18 protein-coding genes and 1 pseudogene are annotated in these 15,038 nt (G+C 74.2%); 11 read left to right on the top strand and 8 right to left on the bottom strand.

Features of this window, described 5'->3' with window-relative positions:
• Positions 1 to 9: 9 nt before the first annotated feature.
• Complete coding sequence (locus BLW47_RS00090) at positions 10 to 1,461, bottom strand: glycoside hydrolase family 3 N-terminal domain-containing protein (protein ID WP_091549859.1); 1,452 nt, start codon at positions 1,459 to 1,461, stop codon at positions 10 to 12.
• A gap of 190 nt (positions 1,462 to 1,651) precedes the next feature.
• Here BLW47_RS00090 and BLW47_RS00085 point away from each other — a divergent pair, with 190 nt between their 5' ends.
• The 4 genes from BLW47_RS00085 (at position 1,652) to BLW47_RS00070 (ending at position 6,373) form a co-directional block, all read left to right on the top strand.
• Entirely contained in the window at positions 1,652 to 2,827 is a 1,176-nt protein-coding gene (locus BLW47_RS00085; RefSeq protein WP_091549857.1) for an ROK family transcriptional regulator, read from the top strand.
• Between the two features lie 130 nt (positions 2,828 to 2,957).
• Complete coding sequence (locus tag BLW47_RS00080) at positions 2,958 to 4,505, top strand: golvesin C-terminal-like domain-containing protein (RefSeq protein WP_245736236.1); 1,548 nt, start codon at positions 2,958 to 2,960, stop codon at positions 4,503 to 4,505.
• A 79-nt stretch (positions 4,506 to 4,584) separates the two neighbouring features.
• Positions 4,585 to 5,382, top strand: a complete 798-nt coding sequence (locus BLW47_RS00075) for an ABC transporter ATP-binding protein (protein WP_245736233.1) — start codon at positions 4,585 to 4,587, stop codon at positions 5,380 to 5,382.
• Positions 5,383 to 5,470: 88 nt separating this feature from the next.
• Positions 5,471 to 6,373, top strand: a complete 903-nt coding sequence (locus tag BLW47_RS00070) for a ribokinase (RefSeq protein ID WP_091549852.1) — start codon at positions 5,471 to 5,473, stop codon at positions 6,371 to 6,373.
• 32 nt (positions 6,374 to 6,405) lie between these two features.
• Here the strand turns inward: BLW47_RS00070 and BLW47_RS00065 are convergent, their stop codons facing one another.
• On the bottom strand, positions 6,406 to 7,101 hold the full coding sequence (locus BLW47_RS00065) for a hypothetical protein (RefSeq protein ID WP_091552258.1): 696 nt from the start codon (positions 7,099 to 7,101) through the stop codon (positions 6,406 to 6,408).
• A gap of 90 nt (positions 7,102 to 7,191) precedes the next feature.
• Positions 7,192 to 7,659 (bottom strand): DUF6232 family protein, encoded by a 468-nt coding sequence (locus BLW47_RS00060; RefSeq protein WP_091549850.1) that lies wholly within the window; start codon positions 7,657 to 7,659, stop codon positions 7,192 to 7,194.
• Between the two features lie 89 nt (positions 7,660 to 7,748).
• Between BLW47_RS00060 and BLW47_RS00055 the strand changes: the two genes are divergently transcribed.
• A complete protein-coding gene (locus tag BLW47_RS00055; RefSeq protein ID WP_091552255.1) occupies positions 7,749 to 8,522 on the top strand; it encodes an enoyl-CoA hydratase/isomerase family protein in 774 nt (257 codons plus the stop codon).
• 301 nt (positions 8,523 to 8,823) lie between these two features.
• Here the strand turns inward: BLW47_RS00055 and BLW47_RS00050 are convergent, their stop codons facing one another.
• A complete protein-coding gene (locus BLW47_RS00050; protein ID WP_091549847.1) occupies positions 8,824 to 9,096 on the bottom strand; it encodes a hypothetical protein in 273 nt (90 codons plus the stop codon).
• A complete protein-coding gene (locus BLW47_RS00045; protein ID WP_091549845.1) occupies positions 9,093 to 9,374 on the bottom strand; it encodes a hypothetical protein in 282 nt (93 codons plus the stop codon). Before BLW47_RS00045 ends, BLW47_RS00050 begins: the two co-directional genes overlap by 4 nt.
• A gap of 177 nt (positions 9,375 to 9,551) precedes the next feature.
• Between BLW47_RS00045 and BLW47_RS00040 the strand changes: the two genes are divergently transcribed.
• The 3 genes from BLW47_RS00040 (at position 9,552) to BLW47_RS00030 (ending at position 12,290) form a co-directional block, all read left to right on the top strand.
• Positions 9,552 to 10,349 (top strand): helix-turn-helix domain-containing protein, encoded by a 798-nt coding sequence (locus BLW47_RS00040; RefSeq protein WP_091552253.1) that lies wholly within the window; start codon positions 9,552 to 9,554, stop codon positions 10,347 to 10,349.
• Positions 10,340 to 10,531, top strand: coding sequence for a DUF397 domain-containing protein (locus tag BLW47_RS00035; RefSeq protein WP_091549843.1), 192 nt, complete (start codon positions 10,340 to 10,342; stop codon positions 10,529 to 10,531). The genes BLW47_RS00040 and BLW47_RS00035 overlap by 10 nt, the downstream gene beginning before the upstream one ends.
• A 115-nt stretch (positions 10,532 to 10,646) precedes the next feature.
• Positions 10,647 to 12,290 (top strand): acetolactate synthase, encoded by a 1,644-nt coding sequence (locus tag BLW47_RS00030; protein ID WP_091549840.1) that lies wholly within the window; start codon positions 10,647 to 10,649, stop codon positions 12,288 to 12,290.
• Between the two features lie 25 nt (positions 12,291 to 12,315).
• Here the strand turns inward: BLW47_RS00030 and BLW47_RS00025 are convergent, their stop codons facing one another.
• Genes BLW47_RS00025 through BLW47_RS00015 form a run of 3 tightly spaced genes read right to left on the bottom strand, consistent with a single transcriptional unit; the run spans position 12,316 to position 13,454 of the window.
• Positions 12,316 to 12,747, bottom strand: a complete 432-nt coding sequence (locus BLW47_RS00025) for a PLD nuclease N-terminal domain-containing protein (RefSeq protein ID WP_091549837.1) — start codon at positions 12,745 to 12,747, stop codon at positions 12,316 to 12,318.
• Between the two features lie 16 nt (positions 12,748 to 12,763).
• Positions 12,764 to 13,075 (bottom strand): DUF202 domain-containing protein, encoded by a 312-nt coding sequence (locus tag BLW47_RS00020; protein WP_091549834.1) that lies wholly within the window; start codon positions 13,073 to 13,075, stop codon positions 12,764 to 12,766.
• Positions 13,065 to 13,454, bottom strand: coding sequence for a YidH family protein (locus BLW47_RS00015; protein WP_091549831.1), 390 nt, complete (start codon positions 13,452 to 13,454; stop codon positions 13,065 to 13,067). Before BLW47_RS00015 ends, BLW47_RS00020 begins: the two co-directional genes overlap by 11 nt.
• 41 nt (positions 13,455 to 13,495) lie before the next feature.
• On the opposite strand from BLW47_RS00015, the gene BLW47_RS00010 reads away from it, so the two are divergent.
• From BLW47_RS00010 to BLW47_RS24535, 3 genes and pseudogenes are all read left to right on the top strand, one after another.
• Positions 13,496 to 14,314, top strand: coding sequence for a GNAT family N-acetyltransferase (locus tag BLW47_RS00010; RefSeq protein WP_091549828.1), 819 nt, complete (start codon positions 13,496 to 13,498; stop codon positions 14,312 to 14,314).
• 32 nt (positions 14,315 to 14,346) lie between these two features.
• Complete coding sequence (locus tag BLW47_RS00005; RefSeq protein ID WP_091552250.1) at positions 14,347 to 14,724, top strand: hypothetical protein; 378 nt, start codon at positions 14,347 to 14,349, stop codon at positions 14,722 to 14,724.
• A 236-nt stretch (positions 14,725 to 14,960) separates the two neighbouring features.
• Positions 14,961 to 15,038: pseudogene (locus tag BLW47_RS24535) on the top strand (electron transfer flavoprotein subunit beta); the annotation flags it as partial.

The raw sequence follows: 15,038 nt of genomic DNA, 5'->3' as shown, positions 1-15,038 counted from the left end.
CCGAAGGCGTCAGGCGGCGAGGCCGAGCGTCTGGGCCGCGGCGCGGCCGTTGGCGTGGCTCGCGCCGTACGTGGTGACGAACGCCCGGACGCCGGCGGGTCGCCACCGCGACGGCCAGCCCATCTCCACGACGGTCACCGGGTGCCGGGCGGCCAGCGCCTCGACCAGCTCGCGGGCGCCCGCGACCCGGTGGGTGTGCCGCCCGACCACCACGATCGGCCGCTGCCCGGCCCGGCGCAGCAGCGCGTCCGCGTCGGTCTCGGCCGGCACGACCTGCAGCTGCTCGGTCCCGTTGAGGTGCGGTCCCAACCCCCACGGCACCCGCCCCTCGGCGATGGTGGAGGAGGCGGCGAGGTGCACCACGAGCGGGCTGGCGAGCCCGGACAGTTCGCCCTCGACCCGCACGGCGCGGCGCGCCGCGGCGTACCCGAGGTCCGTGGGGGCGGCCGGGTCCACGGCGGAGCGCAGCGTCCAGGCGGCGAGCGCGTCGGCGCGGGCCGCGGCCTCCTCGACGCGGGCGACGTCGAGCCGCCCGTCGCCGAGCGCCGCGACGATCTCGGCCGCGACGTCCTCGACCAGCGCGGCGTCCACCTGGGCGCCGATGCAGAGCAGGTCGGCGCCGGCCGCGAGCGCCCGGACGGCGGCGGGCCCGATGCCGCCGGCGGAGATCGCGGCCCCCTTCATCTCCAGCGCGTCGGTCACGATCGCGCCGGTGAAGCCGTATTCCCGGCGGAGCAGGTCGACCAGCACGGCACGGCTGAAGGTGGCCGGCAGCTCGCCGGTCAGCCGCGGGACCCGGATGTGCGCGGTCATGATGGCCTTGACCCCGGCGTCGACGACGGCGGCGAACGGCGGCAGGTCCCGGGCGCGCAGCACGTCGGGCTCGACGTCGACGGTGGGCAGCTCGTAGTGCGAGTCGGCGACGGTGGCGCCGTGCCCGGGGAAGTGCTTGGCGCAGGCGGCCACGCCGGTGGCCTGCAGCCCGGCGACCGCGGCGGCGGAGTGCGCGGCGACCCGGTCGGGGGCGGCGCCGAACGACCGGGTACCGATGATCGGGTTGTCGTCGGCGGTGTTCACGTCGACGGTGGGGGCGAGGTTGAGGTTGATGCCCAGCGCCGCGAGCTCGGCGCCGATCGCCTGGTAGACCCGGCCGGTCAGCGCGGTGTCGTCGACCGCGCCGAGCGCCGCGTTGCCCGGGTACGGGCTGCCGGTGGCGTGGGCGAGCCGGGTGACGTCGCCGCCCTCCTCGTCGATGGCGATGAGCGCGTCGGGTCGGGCGGCGCGCAGCGCGGCGGTGATCGCGGCGATCTGCTCGGGGTGCTCGATGTTGTAGCCGAACAGCGTGTGCCCGGCCAGCCCGTCCGCGATCAGCTCGACCGCCCATTCCGGCGGGGTGCTGCCGCGGAACGCCGCGAGCAACGTCCGCAGCGCCAGCCGGCGAAGCCCCGGATCGACCGCCATGGTGTCTCCCCCCTTCGGCGACCTCGGGTGCCCCGAGTGTCGCGCCGGACGCCGGACGCCGGCCGTCCCGGTGATCGGCGAGTGCCGGGTCGTGTGAGCGCTCCCGTCGTTACCGGCGATTACGCTACGGCTACCCGTTAAGGTTGACCAGCCCAACAGTTAGCTTTCCTAAATACTAGAGGATGACGGCATGGGTTCCACCCGCCTACCCGGCACCCCCCGGCTGCTGCGCGCGCTCAACGACCGGGCGGCCCTGGAGCTGCTGCTGGCCCGGGGACCGCTGACCCGCGCCCAGCTCGGCGAGCTGACCGGGCTCTCCAAGGTGACCGCGTCCCAGCTCGTCGAGCGGCTGGAGGAACGCGGCCTGGTGAGCCGGGTGGGGGAGCAGGCCGGCGGCCGTGGACCGAACGCGCAGCTGTACGCCGTGACGCCGGACAGCGCGCACGTCGTCGGCGTCGACGTCGGACCCGACCGGGTGGTGGCCGCCTGCGCCGACATCACCGGCACCGTGATCGGTCGGGTGGAGCAGTCCACGAAGGACACCGACGACCCCGTCGGGGTGGTGCACAACGCGGTCGTGCAGGCGGCGGGGAGCGCCCAGGCCAAGCTGGCCAGCGTCCGCCGCGTGGTGCTCGGCACGCCGGGCCTGGTCGACCCGGCGACCGGCGACATCACCTTCGCGTTCAACCTGCCCCGCTGGCACCGCGGCCTGCTCGCCGCGCTCCGCGAGGACCTGCGCACCCCGGTCGTCTTCGAGAACGACGTCAACCTCGCCGCCGTCGCCGAGGCGCACGCCGGCGCGGCCCGCGGCGTGCAGGACTTCGTCCTGGTCTGGGCGGGGGTCGGGCTCGGCGTCGCCGTCATGCTCGGTGGCCGGCTGCACCACGGCAGCTCCGGCGCGGCGGGCGAGGTCGGCTACCTGCCCGTGCCGGGCGCGTCGATCCCGCGCGACGCGTCGCGCCGCGCCAAGCCGGCGTTCCAGCAGGTGGCGGGGGCGGAGGCGGTCCGCGCGGTGGCGCGCGAGCACGGCTTCAGGGCGCCCAGCGCGGCGCAGGCGCTGCGCGCCGCGATCGCCGCCGGCACCCGCGGCGGCGCGATGCTCGACGAGGTCGCGCGCCGACTCGCGCTCGGCGTCGCCAGCACCTGTGTGGTGCTCGACCCGCCGCTGGTGGTGCTCGCCGGCGAAGTCGGGCAGGCCGGCGGGACCGCGCTCGCCGAACGCGTGCAGAACGAGGTCGCCGCGATCACCCTCGTCTCGCCGCGCGTCGTGGTGACCGAGGTGACGGCCGAACCCGTCCTGGAGGGCGCGCTGCGCACCGCGCTGGACGCGGTCCGCGACGAGGTGTTCGGCTCCACGGTCGGCTGATCCGCCGACGCCGGGGGGGCCGGCGGTGCCGGCCGGGCCCGCGTGCGGGCCGGTTTGCGGCGTACCCGGCGAGCCGGGTCGGGGCGGAGCCATACGTTACGGCCACCAGGCAGCACTCGGAAGGAGTGACGTGGCCGAAATCTTCCGCCGCTCCGCATGCGGCCGCCGGACCTTCACCCTGGGCGCGGTCGGCCTGGCGGTCGGCCTCTCCGCTGAGGTCGCGTTCGGGGCGCCCCGCCCCGACCCGCGCCGGCCCGGCGGGTTGGCGGCGGCCTTCGATCGCGCCGCCCGGCGCTACGAGGTCCCGCGCGACCTGCTCGCCGCGCTCGGCTACGCGGAGACGCACCTCGACGGGCACGCCGGGGCGCCCAGCGCCTCCGGCGGGTACGGCGTGATGCACCTGGCCGACAACGGGAACACCGACACCCTCGACGAGGCGGCCGCGCTCACCGGCCTGTCCGCGGGCGCGCTGCGCACCCAGCCGGCGGCCAACATCGCCGGCGCCGCCGCGGTGCTGCGCAGCTACGCCGACGCCGCCGGACTGACCGCGGCGCAGCGCCGCGACCTGAGCCGGTGGTACGGGCCCGTGGTGCGCTACGGCGGCGTGACGGACCCGGCGATGGCGCGGCTGTACGGCGACGCGGTCTACGACCTGCTCGCCTCCGGCTTCACCGCCCCGGCGGAGGTCGGAGCGCTGCGGGTGGCGCCCCGGTCGGTCACCCCGCGCCGCGGCGCGCTGGCCAACGTCCCGCCGGTCGGCGGACCCGAGGCGGTCGGCACGCTGAGCGCCGACTACGGGCCGGCGGCGTGGGTGCCGGCCAGTCGCCGCAACTACACGGTCGCCAACCGGGAACGCTCGCACAACATCAACTACGTCGTCGTGCACGTCACCCAGGGCTCGTACGCCGGCACGATCAACTGGTTCCGGAATCCGATCTCCGAGGTCAGCGCCCACTACACCGTCCGGTCCCGGGACGGCGCGATCACCCAGTCGGTGCGGGACAAGGACATCGCCTGGCACGCCGGCGACTGGACGTACAACCTGCACTCGATCGGCATCGAGCACGAGGGCTACATCAGCCAGGCGTCCTGGTTCACCGACACGATGTACCGCTCCTCGGCGGCGCTGACCCGGCACCTGTGCAACCGCTACCGCATCCCGAAGGACCGGGCGCACATCATCGGCCACATCGAGGTGCCCGGCGCGACCCACACCGACCCGGGGCGGTACTGGAACTGGAACCACTACCTGCGGCTGGTGCGCGGCGGCTGGTCGACAACCGTGGACAACCGGACGCCGGGGCGCTTCACCGCCAGCCGCAACTGGGGCAGTTCCGCGTACTCCGGTCAGCGCTACGGCGACGGCTACCGCTTCGCCCGCCCGGTCGCCGCCAGCGACCCGGCATGGTTCCTGGTGAACATCCCGGAGACCGCGAGCTACCGCGTCGACGTCTGGCACCCGGCCGACCCCGGCTACAACGACCGGACGCCGTACCTGATCGCGACGACGACCGGTCTCCGCAGCGTGCACCTCAACCAGCGGATCGCTGGGGGCCAATGGCGCAGCCTGGGCGCGTTCCGCCTCGCCCGCGGCGACCGGCGCACGGTCGGGGTGAGCCGGTGGACGGCCGGCGCCGGCTACGTGATCGCCGACGCGGTCCGCGTCACGCGGGTGTGAACGGAAGCTCGGTGTCCGGCGCGGTCAGCAACGCGATGCCCGTGGGGGGCATGCGCGGGGCGCGTGATTGGATGGGCGGGTGCCTACCGTGGACGACGACCTGGTGATCGACCTCGACGGGGTCGGCGTGACGCGCTCCGGAAAATCGCTGCTGCACGGCGTGACGTGGCGGGTGGAGCTGGACGAGCGATGGGTCGTGCTCGGGCCGAACGGCGCCGGCAAGACCACGCTGCTCAATCTCGCCGCGGGCCGGCTGCACCCGACGACCGGCGCGGTCCACGTGCTCGGGGAGCAGATCGGGCGCACCGAGCTCGCCGAGCTGCGTACCCGGATCGGGATCACCACCGCGGCGGTGGCCGAACGGATCCCGGCGGACGAGCGCGTGCACGACGTGGTGGTGACCGCCGCCTGGTCGGTGGTGGGCCGCTGGCGCGAGCGGTACGACACGATGGACGAGATCCGGGCCCGCGCGCTGCTCGACCAGTTCGGCGTCGCGGGGCTCGCCGACCGGGCGTACGGGACGCTCTCCGAGGGTGAGCGCAAGCGGGTGCAGATCGCGCGGGCGCTGATGACCGACCCCGAGCTGATGCTGCTCGACGAGCCGGCGGCCGGGCTCGACCTCGGCGGCCGGGAGGACCTCGTCGCCCGCCTCGCCGAGTTGGCGTACGACCCGGACGCGCCGGCGCTGGTGCTGATCACGCACCACGTCGAGGAGATCCCGCCGGGCTTCACGCACGCCCTGCTGCTGCGCGAGGGGACCATCGTCGCGCAGGGGCTGCTCGGCGAGACGCTGACGAGCGAGAATCTGTCGAAGACGTTCGGGCTGCCGCTGTCGGTCGAGCGGGCCGGCGAGCGGTTCACCGCCCGCGCCGCCTGACCGATCCACCGGCGACGGCCGCCGCGTCGCGGCCGTCGGTGCGGCGCGCCCCGTCGCGCGCCCGTTGCAGCTCGCGGGAGGCTGAGGCATGACGCGTCCACGGGTGGTCGTGGTCGGCAGCGCCAACATGGACCTGGTCGCGACCGCGCCGGCGCTGCCGCGACCGGGCGAGACGGTGCTCGGCACCGACTTCGTCACCGTGCCCGGCGGCAAGGGGGCCAACCAGGCCATCGCGGCGGTCCGGGCCGGCGGTGACTGTGCCTTTCTGGGCGCGATCGGCTCCGACTCGTTCGGCGTCACGCTGAAGGCCCGGATCGGCGCGGCCGGCGTCGACGCCTCGCAGGTGCGGGTGCTCTACGGCGCCTCGGGCGTCGCGGTGATCGTGGTCGACGCCGACGGCGAGAACACCATCGTCGTCACGCCCGGCGCCAACGGCGCGTTCACCGGCTTGACCGAGCCCGAGCTGATCACGATCCGGGACGCCGACGTGCTCGTCGCGCAGCTGGAGATCCCGGTCGAGACCGTGACCGAGGCGGCGCTCGCCGCCCGCGCGGCCGGCACCCGGGTGGTGCTCAACGCCGCCCCCGCCCGACAGTTGCCGGGCGAGCTGCTCGACGCGGTCGATCTGCTGGTCGTGAACGAGGTGGAGGCCCAGGAGCTGGCCGGGGCGGGCCGGGACAACCCGGAGGCGCTGCTGCGCGTCGCGCCGCGGGCCGTGCTCACCCTGGGCGCGGGGGGCGCCTGGTACGGAGACCGGGACGGGACGTCGGTCCGGGTGCCGGGCGTGCCGGTGGAGACCGTCGACTCGACGGCGGCCGGCGACGCCTTCACCGGGGCGCTCGCGGTCGCCTGGGGCGAGGGGCGCGAGCTGCCGGACGCGGTGCGCTGGGCGTGCGCCGCCGGCGCGGCCTGCGTACGCCGCCTCGGCGCCTCGGTCTCCCTACCCCACCGCCCCGACATCGAGGCTCTCTACGAGGCCCACTTCCCCTGATTAACGCGGCCCCTGATCAACGCGGCCCCTGATCAACGCGACGCGGCATCCTCGTCGGCGAGCCGGTCCTCACCCCGGCGGATCAGCCGCTGCAGGCCGGGGATGCCGGCGACGGCGAGCCGCAGGTCGCGGGTGACCTCCAGCAGCTCGTGGATGTCCGGGCCGACCCGGTCCAGGGTGGCGAGGATCGGCAGTACGTCCGCGGTGATGTGCCGGGTCAGTGCCGGCAGTTCGTCGACGAGCCGGATCGCCGCGTCGACCTCCTCCGGCGTGAGCTGCTCGACGAACCGTCCCGCCATCGGGGCGGCCCGCCGCAGCGTCGGCTCGTACGCCGACAGCAGTTGCCGGGCCTGATCGGCCAGCTCCGTGCCGCCGGCGACCAGCGTGCCCGCCTCGGCGGCGACCTGTTCCGCGTTCGTGACCACGACCGCCACCGCGGCCGCCATCCGGGTGGCCTCCTCGACCGCGGCGGTCGCCGCGGTCGCGATCGCCGCGACCCGGACCGCCGCTTCCTCGGCGTCCTCGACCACGACGTCGGCCCGGGTGAGCAGCACCTCGGCGCGGTCCACCACCCCGTTGATCCGCTTGACCAACGCCTCGATCTCGTCGAGGACGGTGAACGCGCGGCCGGGGAGCGCGGCGAGGGCGGCCGCGGTTGTCAGCGCCTGGCCGACGGCGGCCCGTGCCAGGTCGACGACCATGCCGGGTCGGGGGATGGGAAGCACCATGAACATATTGTCGGCCGTCGCGGCCCGTCCCGCCGGACTCGTGCACGACGCCCGTCGATCAAGGGCTGCCGGGTCGGGTCGGGTGACGCCTCAGCGGTGGGCCAGCGCCCGGCGCTCCATGGCGCGTTGCAGCGCCCGGTAGATCTGGCCAAACTTCAGGGCGTCGCGGGTCTGCAGCACCAGCACCGGCGCGCCACGGACCTCGGCCCAGAGCTGCAGGTCGCGGGTGCCGCGGTCATAGGAGCGGTCCATCCGGTCGAGCAGCAGGTCGGCCAGCGGCCCGACGGCGAGCCCGACCAGGCACGCGCCGCCGACGAGGGCGACGGTCGTGCTGATCGAGGCGTGCAGACTCAGCGCGACCGCGATGCCGATGGCGGCGGCCACGATCGGAGCGATCAGCGCGACGCCGACGGCGCCGCGGCCGGCGAGCGCGCCCCAGGAGCGCTCACCGCGCCGGTGCCACACCCCGGCCAGCTCGGCCAGCGGGTAGCTGCGCCCACCCACCCGGATGGCCGCCGAGGTGACCTGCACGAACCGGTCGTCGTAGTACGTGATCATCTCGCTGTCCTCGTCGAACTGGCACCAGGTTACTTACCCATCCGCGGCCGTCGTAGTCTTTGCCGGAACTTCAACGTGGAGGTGTGGGCGTGGGCGACTTCGTGCGCGTGGAGATCAACGACGGCATCGCGACGATCCGGCTGGAGCGGCCGCCGATGAACGCGCTGAACACGCAGGTGCAGGAGGGGTTGCGCGCCGCGGCCGCGCAGACCGGCGCCGACCCCGAGGTCCGCGCGGTGATCGTGTACGGCGGCGAGAAGGTCTTCGCGGCCGGCGCGGACATCAAGGAGATGGCCGACATGTCGTACGTGGACATGTCGGCGCGGGCCGCGCACCTCTCCAGCGCCTTCGACGCGATCGCCCGCATCCCGAAGCCCGTGGTCGCGGCGATCACCGGGTACGCGCTCGGCGGCGGCTGCGAGCTGGCGTTGGCGTGCGACTGGCGGGTCGTGGCGGACGACGCCAAGCTCGGCCAACCGGAGATCAAGCTCGGCATCATTCCCGGCGCCGGCGGCACCCAGCGGCTGGCCCGGCTGGTCGGGCCGGCCCGCGCCAAGGATCTGATCTTCTCCGGGCGGATGGTCGACGCCGAGGAGGCGCTCCGGATCGGGCTCGCCGACCGCGTGGTGCCGGCGGCCGAGGTCTACGACGCGGCGGTCGCGCTGGTGGGGCCGTACGTCAACGGGCCGGCGCAGGCGCTGCGCGCCGCGAAGCTGGCGGTCGACGGCGGCCTGGAGCTGGATCTCGCCTCGGGCCTGGCCTGGGAGAGCCAGCTCTTCGCCGGGCTGTTCGCCACCGAGGACAAGCGCGAGGGCATGACCGCGTTCGTCGAGAAGCGCAAGCCGGACTTCACCGGCCGCTAAAGCGAGGCGCGCCGACGCGGGCGGGGCGGGGCGGGGCCGGCGGGGCGAGGCGGGGATGTCTGTTGCCGCGCCTTTGCTCTGCTTACCCATAGGAAACGCTCACCTCCGATATGCCGACCGCGCGGTTGGCCGGGCGGGGATGTCTGTTGCCGCGCCTTTGCTTTGCTTACCTATAGGAAACGCTCACCTCCGGTATTCCGGCCGTGCGGTTGTCCGGGCGGGGCTGCTGTCCGGGCGGGGCTGCTGTCCGGGCGGGCTGCTGTTTCCTCCGGGTAAGCAGAGCAAAGGCGCCGCGCGAGAGTCAGTCGCGGCGGCGGAGTGCCCAGCCGATGAACCGGGTGAAGAGCGCGCCGGCGTCGGGTTGCCCGGCGGGGTCGGCGGCGCAGAGGTCGGCCACGGCGTCGTGCAGTTGCGCGCAGAGATAGACGCAAAGCCCGACCGGATCGCCGGCGTACGTCCGGACCAGGTCGAGCTTCGCCGGACCGCACGGCCACGGGTGCGCGCAGGCGCGGCACCGCCACGACGGGCGGTCCGGCCCGTGTGGCGCTCCGGCGCGGGGGCGATCGCGGGTCACCAGCGCCGGCCGGCGTTCGCCCGGAACTCCTGGGCCGGCGTCAGTCGCCCCGGATCGCCGACCCGCGGGTACGCGATCGTCGGCGCGTTCCACGCGGTCGCGCGGCGGATGCGCTCACTCAGCTCATCGTCGACCGCGGCGACCGTGCGGCGGGAGAGTCGCGGCCGGTAGATCCGGTCCGGGCACGGCCAGCGGAGGCCGCAGATGCAGCGCCGTCCGAATCGGCGCCAGTCGCGACGGTGGTGTGGGGCGTACCGAATGGGCTCCGGTTGTCGCATGTATTTCCTCCAATCAATGACATGCGGCGGGCTGGACAGGCGCAGCGGTGCTGGTCCAGAGTCTTGTTCGTCACCGACCGCGGTCGATATGGAACACCGTGTTCGGGGCGGCTCCCGGCGGCGATCGGCCGACGGCGTGGAATCGGCGACGGCGACTGTGTGGAGGCTGAGGAAATCGTGGGGAACGCGGCGGATTTCCTGATCGGCGAATTACGTGCGGCGCGCGTGCGGCGTGGCCTGAATCAGGACGACCTCGGAAAGATGATCAATTATTCGGGGTCGCACGTGAGCGCGGTGGAGACCGGGCAGCGCGCGCCCAAACCGGAGTACGTGGCGGCGCTCGACGAGGCGCTCGACACCGGCGGGATCTTCACGCGACTGCTGGAGCGGCTCGCCAGCCTGGACAGCGCCCCGCCGTGGCTGCGCGAGTGGATCGAGATCGAGCGCGAGGCGTCATCGCTGCGGTGGTTCGAGCCGGCGTGGGTGCCGGGCCTGCTCCAGACCGAGGCGTACGCGCGGGCGACGCTCGCTGGCGAACTACTGACCGCCGAGGAGGTCGAGAAGCTCGTGGCGTCGCGGCTCGGCCGGCAGGAGGTGCTGAGCCGGGAGCGGCCGCCGCTGCTGGTCGTGGTGCTCGACGAGGCGGTGCTGCGGCGGCACGTCTATCACGACGCCGGACTGATGGCCGCGCAGCTGGAGCATCTGGCGCGCTGCGCCGAGCTGCCGAACGTGCAGGTGCACGTTGTGCCCGCCGACACCGGCATGTATCCGGGCTTCGGCGGAGGCTTCATCATCGCGGAGACCCCGGATGGCGGGCGGGTGGCGCACGCGGACGGGCAGCTAGCGGCGCAGATAGTCGATCGCGCCGACGATATTGCTATGCTCGAATGTCGATGGGAGCGAATCCGTGGCGACGCGCTCTCGCGGCAACAGTCCCTGGAGCTCATCAGGAAAGCGGCGACATCATGGACCTGACCGGCGCCGAGTGGCGCACGAGCACGCGCAGCGGCAACAACGGGGGATCCTGCGTCGAGGTGGCCGACAACCTGCCCGGTGTCGTGCTGGTGCGCGACTCCAAGGACCGACCGGGGCCCGTGCTGACGTTCGGCCCGGTCGCGTGGCGGGCCTTCGTCGCCGAGGTCGCGCCCCGGCCGTAGCCCCGCCGCGACCACCTGTCATCGAGCGGCACGCCGGTCGATCGTGGGTCCACTCCTGATGTGACCGGGCGGTAACCTCCTCCGCAACAGCGGCACGGCACGAAGGAGAGTTGCCATGACGGAGCGGATCGAGGGGCACGGCGGAGCCCTCGCGGTGGCGGCGCTGCGCGCGGCCGGCGTCACCGAGATGTTCACCCTCTCCGGCGGGCACGTCTTCCCGCTCTACGACGCCGCGCACCAGACCGTGCCGGGCACTGACGAGGCGGCGATGCGCATCATCGACGTACGCCACGAGCAGTCCGCGGTCTTCGCGGCCGAGGCCGTCGCCAAGCTGCAGCGCCGCCCGGGTCTGGCCGTGCTCACCGCCGGGCCCGGCGTCACCAACGGCATCTCCGGGCTGACCAGCGCGTACTTCAACGCCTCGCCGGTGCTCGTGATGGGCGGGCGCGCCCCGGCGTTCCGGTGGGGCTCCGGCAGCCTTCAGGAGATCGACCATCTGCCGCTGGTCGCCCCGGTGACCAAGCACGCCGCGACGGTCCTCGCCACCGACGAGATCCCCGCCGCGGTGACCGGGGCGCTCGCCACCGCGCTCACCCCGCACCGCGGGCCGGTCTTCCTCGACCTGCCGCTGGAGGTCGTCTTCTCCGTCGCCGAGGCCACCGCGCCCGGCGCGCCCGTCGTCGACGTGGTCGAGCCGGACCCGGAGGAGGTCGGCAGGGCGGCGCGGCTGATCGCGGCCGCGCAGCGCCCGGTCATCATCGCCGGCTCCGACGTGTACGCCGGCGACGCCGTCGCCGCGCTGCGCGAGGCCGCCGAGACGCTCCAGGTGCCGGTCTTCACCAACGGGATGGGGCGCGGCGCGCTCCCCGGCCACCACCCGCTCGCCTTCGCCAAGGCCCGCCGCACCGCGCTGCGCGGCGCCGACGTCGTCGTGGTGATCGGCACTCCGCTGGACTTCCGGCTCGGCTTCGGCGACTTCGGCGCGGCGCAGGTCGTGCACATCGTCGACGCCCCCAGCCAGCGCGCCACCCACGTGCAACCGGCCGTCTCGCCCGCCGGCGACCTGCGGCTGATCCTCTCCGCGCTCGCCGACCACACCGGCGACCGGGAGGACCACAGCGGATGGATCGCCGACCTGCGGGCGGCGGAGGACGCGGCGAAGGCGCGCGACGCCGAGGAGATGGCCGCCGAGACCGACCCGATCCGGCCCGCGCGGGTCTACGGCGAGCTGCGCCGGGTGCTCGCGCCGGACGCGGTCACGATCGGCGACGGCGGCGACTTCGTCTCGTACGCCGGCAAGTACCTGGAGCCGTCGGTGCCCGGCACCTGGCTCGACCCCGGCCCGTACGGCTGCCTCGGCACCGGCATGGGCTACGCGATGGGCGCGCGGGTGACCTACCCGGACCGGCAGATCTGCGTGCTGATGGGTGACGGCGCCGCCGGCTTCTCGCTGATGGACGTCGAGTCGCTGGTCCGGCAGCAGCTGCCCGTCGTCATCGTGGTCGGCAACAACGGCATCTGGGGCCTGGAGAAGCACCCGATGCGCGCCATGTACGGCTACGACGTCGCCGCGGACCTGCAGCCGGAGCTGCGCTACGACGACGTGGTGCGGGCGCTCGGCGGTGCGGGGGAGACGGTCGCGAAGGCCGCCGATCTGGGGCCGGCGCTGCAGCGCGCGTTCGACTCCGGCGTGCCGTACCTGGTCAACGTGCTGACCGACCCGGCCGACGCCTACCCCCGCTCGTCCAACCTGGCCTGACCGTCCCCGGCGCGCGGGCGACGGGTCAGGCGTCCGAGGCGTCGGGGCGGCGCTCCTCCTGCGGGGGATCGTCCGTGTCGCGCCGCCGCAGCTCCTCCTCGCGGCGGCGCAGGTCCTCCTCCCAGCGGTCGAAGAGCTCGCGATCCTGTGTGGACCGCTGCGCGTCGACGGAGCGGAGGAACTCGGGGTCGTCGTCCGGGGCGAGCGGCCGCGGCCGTTGGTGCTCGGGGAAGGCGCCGCCGACCCGCCACGCGCCGGGCTTGCCGGCGGCGGCGACGGGACGCCCGGCGACGAACCAGGCGATCGAGCCGAGCAGCGGGAAGAACAGGATGATCAGCACCCAGGCGATCCGGGGCAGGGCGCGGATCTCGCCCTCCTCGGCCGAAAGGCAGCCGATCAAGGCGATCGCGGCGAGCACGATCTGGGCGACGAAGAGAAGCAGGTACAGGCGGGCCATGCCGCCATGATGGACCTCACCGGGGCGCTGGGCCTACCCCGGTCACCACGAGTACGAGCCCGATCACCGCAAAACCGGCGACGAGCAGCGCCGCGAGCGGCACCGTCGGGCCGGTGGCCACGGGTGTCCGCAGCGCGGCGATCCGGCGGGAGCCGACCACGACGAGCGTCGCCCAGCCGAGCAGCGTCGCCGCGGCGAGCAGCGCGCCGAGCGTGCCCCGGGTGATCGCCAGCCGGAGCGCGAGCACCGTGACGCCGGTCAGCGCGAGCGCGGAACGCCGCCACGCCAACCGGGTGCGCTCGGGCTGCAGCCCCGGATCACGCGGCATACGGCTGCGCCAGCACCGCGACGATCAACAGCAGCGCGCCGAGCCCGACCGCGATCGCCAGCAGCGCGGGAAAGCGCGACGCGGGGAGGTCCCGGCCGAGCCGCATGGCCCGCTCGATCCGCGTCCAGTGATGCACGGCGCGCAGCGCCACGGCGCCGCCGAGCAGCAGCAGCACGACCGCGATCGCCTCCCGCAGGTGCGGCAACGGCATCGGCGGCAGGAACTGGGCGGCGGCGAGGCCGCCGGCCACGAACGCCAGCGCCGTGCGCAGCCAGGCGAGGTACGTGCGTTCGTTCGCGAGGGAGAACCGGTAGTCGGGCGTGCTGCCCACCTGCCGCAGCTCCTGCGGATCGAACCAGCTCTTCAGCGCCCCGAACACAACTCCGATTATCCGGTTGCCTCCCGCCGTAGCCTGAACCGGTGACCGATCTGGACGTCAGGACGCTGCGCGACGCCTACGACGCCCGGCTGCGGGCGTACGTGCCGGACCCGGCGCCGGCGGGCGTCACCGTCGAGCGGGACGGGCCGCTGATCCGGGTTCGCGGCCTCGACCCCGGTGGCTTCCTCACGTACCGGCGGCTCGACGGGCTCGACGGCGCCGGGCTGGACGAGCTGATCGCCCGGCAGCGCGCGCTCTTCGCCGAGCGGGGCGAGCCGGTGGAGTGGAAGCTGCACGGCCACGACGAGCCCGTGGACCTGCCCGACCGGCTGCGCGCGGCCGGCTTCGAGCCGCAGGCGCAGGAGACCGTGATGATCGGGCCGGTCGCGCCGCTGGCGGACACGCTGCCGGTGCCGCCGGAGGGCGTACGGCTGCGCGAGGTGACCGCGCGCGCGGACCTGGACCGGATCGCGGCGCTGGAGACGGCGGTCTGGGGCGACCCGCGCGAGTGGCTCGCCGACGGCCTGGAGAAGGAGATCGCGGCCGATCCGGGCGCGCTGACCGTGGTGGTGGCCGAGGCGGGGCCGCGCGACGACGCCCCGGACGGCGACGTGGTCGCCGCCGGCTGGGTGCGGTACGTGCCGGGGACCGGCTTCGCGACCCTGTGGGGCGGCTCGACCCTGCCCGAGTGGCGGCAGCGCGGCATCTACCGGGCGCTGGTCGCCTACCGGGCGCGGCTGGCCTCGGCGCGCGGACACACGCTGCTGCAGGTGGACGCGTCCGACGACAGCCGCCCGATCCTGCAACGGCTGGGCTTCGTCGCGGTCACCACGACCACTCCGTACGTCTACACTCCGTGACTGTGGCGGGCCCGGTGACCGAGGACGAGCGGATGACGTTGAAGGCCGCCGCGTTCGGCGCGGTCTTCCTGGTCTCCAACGCGGACCCCGGCCTGTTGCCGATGGTGCGGGAGAGCTTCGCCGCCGCGGACGCGTTCGCCGGGTCGACGGGTCTGGTCAACGAGGTGCTGACGACCGGGCGTCCGCCGCGGCTGGCCGAGCGCGGGCCGGCCGAGCTCGAGGCCGAGGTGCTGCCGGCGCTGCGGCGAGCGGTGGAGATCCTGCGCGCGAAGGCGCCGCACGAGGTCGACAACTACCAGGACACCGTGCTCGGGGCCGCGCTGCGCGCCGCCGCCGCCGAGGGGGGCGTGAACGCGGCCGAGGCTGCCACGGTGAGTAAGGTCAGGGCCGCGCTCGGTCGGTGTGACTGAGGCCGGGACCGGTGCCGGATCGCACTCTTTCGGGCGAACGCCGCGTACCCCCACCGATGGATGGGGCCGGTGAGCTGTGTCACGCTAGGTGCCGGTTGGCGGAATGCTACTAGCGAGTAACATCGCTCGTGGGTATCCCCCCAGCGCTCGTGGTTGACCGAGCGTTAAGGAACGCGGGAGGCTGCGCCCGAGACTGGGCGAGCGTCGCACCACCTACAGGAGGGTCGTCGAAGGCGATGAACATCGTCGTACTCGTCAAGCAGGTGCCTGACTCCGGCGCGGAGCGGAATTTGCGTAGTGACGACAACACGGTT

This window comes from Micromonospora pattaloongensis (assembly GCF_900107255.1).
GTDB classification, from domain to species: domain Bacteria; phylum Actinomycetota; class Actinomycetes; order Mycobacteriales; family Micromonosporaceae; genus Micromonospora_I; species Micromonospora_I pattaloongensis.
Note: the sequence above shows the minus strand (reverse complement) of the source record. Positions and strands in the feature narration are given on the sequence as shown.

Coding starts and splice junctions, on each gene's coding strand:
- BLW47_RS00090 (WP_091549859.1), bottom strand. CDS start 1,461: ATGGCGGTCGATCCGGGGCTTCGCCGGCTGGCGCTGCGGACGTTGCTC.
- BLW47_RS00085 (WP_091549857.1), top strand. CDS start 1,652: ATGGGTTCCACCCGCCTACCCGGCACCCCCCGGCTGCTGCGCGCGCTC.
- BLW47_RS00070 (WP_091549852.1), top strand. CDS start 5,471: ATGACGCGTCCACGGGTGGTCGTGGTCGGCAGCGCCAACATGGACCTG.
- BLW47_RS00065 (WP_091552258.1), bottom strand. CDS start 7,101: ATGGTGCTTCCCATCCCCCGACCCGGCATGGTCGTCGACCTGGCACGG.
- BLW47_RS00060 (WP_091549850.1), bottom strand. CDS start 7,659: ATGATCACGTACTACGACGACCGGTTCGTGCAGGTCACCTCGGCGGCC.
- BLW47_RS00045 (WP_091549845.1), bottom strand. CDS start 9,374: ATGCGACAACCGGAGCCCATTCGGTACGCCCCACACCACCGTCGCGAC.
- BLW47_RS00035 (WP_091549843.1), top strand. CDS start 10,340: ATGGACCTGACCGGCGCCGAGTGGCGCACGAGCACGCGCAGCGGCAAC.
- BLW47_RS00030 (WP_091549840.1), top strand. CDS start 10,647: ATGACGGAGCGGATCGAGGGGCACGGCGGAGCCCTCGCGGTGGCGGCG.
- BLW47_RS00025 (WP_091549837.1), bottom strand. CDS start 12,747: ATGGCCCGCCTGTACCTGCTTCTCTTCGTCGCCCAGATCGTGCTCGCC.
- BLW47_RS00020 (WP_091549834.1), bottom strand. CDS start 13,075: ATGCCGCGTGATCCGGGGCTGCAGCCCGAGCGCACCCGGTTGGCGTGG.
- BLW47_RS00005 (WP_091552250.1), top strand. CDS start 14,347: ATGACGTTGAAGGCCGCCGCGTTCGGCGCGGTCTTCCTGGTCTCCAAC.